Raw genomic sequence first — 1,045 nt, forward strand, 5'->3', positions numbered from 1 at the left:
AGCGACCCCCGCGGAGGTCAGAACGCGGCGGTCGTCGGTGTACAGCACATCGGGGTCCACCTCGATCTCCGGGTACAGCGCCGCGAGTTCCGGGCTTCACTGTTCTCGTCTGGGAGTCGCGAAAGTCTGGATCCCGACGACCGAAGTTTGATCGTGGTGAATGGTCTCGAACAGGCCGCTGGATGTGGGTCGGGGTTCGGAGATCTCTGAAGTGGCTCGGGTTCGTGGTTCCCCGACCGTCTTCGCGCTCTCCAGTGTGGGTGCGAGTAGCTGTGTGGGGTGTGCTCGTCCCTTCGCTTCTCGGTTTGGGCTTGTTTCTGATGTGGTTCGCGATCGGGTCCCTCGATCCTGAGCTGTTCACTGTGACCGATCCCGAACAGATTGCGGCGAGACAGCAGCGACGTGATCAGTACCTGCGAGGAGGAATCCTCACAGCACTGGCTACAGCGTTCATCGGTGCGGCACTCGCGGAGGAAGTCATATTCCGGTCAGTCGTGTTGGCGGTGCAGCGTGCGCGACCCCGGAACTGGGTCCTCCTGACAGGGATCTCTCTGCTGACCGTGGTGGCTTTTGCGCTCGTTCATTCAGACTTCGGTACCGGCAACGTCGTCAACGCTGGTGTGAACGCAATAGCGTTTACGGCCATCGCGCTCTACACGCGCTCGTTATGGCCGGCGATCGCAACGCACGGCGTCTACAACGCGATCATCATGGTCGGGAACTATCTGACGATGTGACTACTGCCCGATCTTCACGTGGAGTTTGATGTACGACCGAAAACGAATCGAAAGGATCTGAGTATGGCTGAGGAGCACACCATCAGTACCCGCTCTGCATTGGAGTCGACGCTGTATCAGGCAACGAAGCATCTGCGTGTGATCACTGCTGCGGATCTCGCGGCCGTCGTCGACGGTCACACCGTTGAATCTGAATCGGCAGTGCCGATCGACATTGCGTTTCCACCACCGGGGAACACGGAGCATTTGTTCAACTGACATCCGGTGCGCCGCGCTGCAATGGTGGCGTACCGAGATACTGGCGCAGC

The 1,045-nt window shown here is 59.5% G+C and carries 3 protein-coding genes; all 3 read left to right on the forward strand.

All coding sequences use genetic code 11. The annotated features are described in order from the left end of the window. On the forward strand, positions 1-210 hold a 210-nt coding region (locus ABT116_RS50045; protein WP_351648445.1), incomplete at its 5' end, for a hypothetical protein. A 110-nt stretch (positions 211-320) separates the two neighbouring features. Further along, positions 321-737: a CPBP family intramembrane glutamic endopeptidase gene (locus tag ABT116_RS50050; RefSeq protein WP_257899362.1), complete on the forward strand. Its 417-nt coding sequence runs from the start codon at positions 321-323 to the stop codon at positions 735-737. A 63-nt stretch (positions 738-800) separates the two neighbouring features. Next, a complete protein-coding gene (locus ABT116_RS50055) occupies positions 801-995 on the forward strand; it encodes a hypothetical protein (protein WP_219468651.1) in 195 nt (64 codons plus the stop codon). The last annotated feature ends 50 nt before the right edge of the window (positions 996-1,045 follow it).

Origin of the sequence: Streptomyces sp. NPDC002130 (genome assembly GCF_040296465.1) — a bacterium.
Lineage (GTDB): Bacteria > Actinomycetota > Actinomycetes > Streptomycetales > Streptomycetaceae > Streptomyces.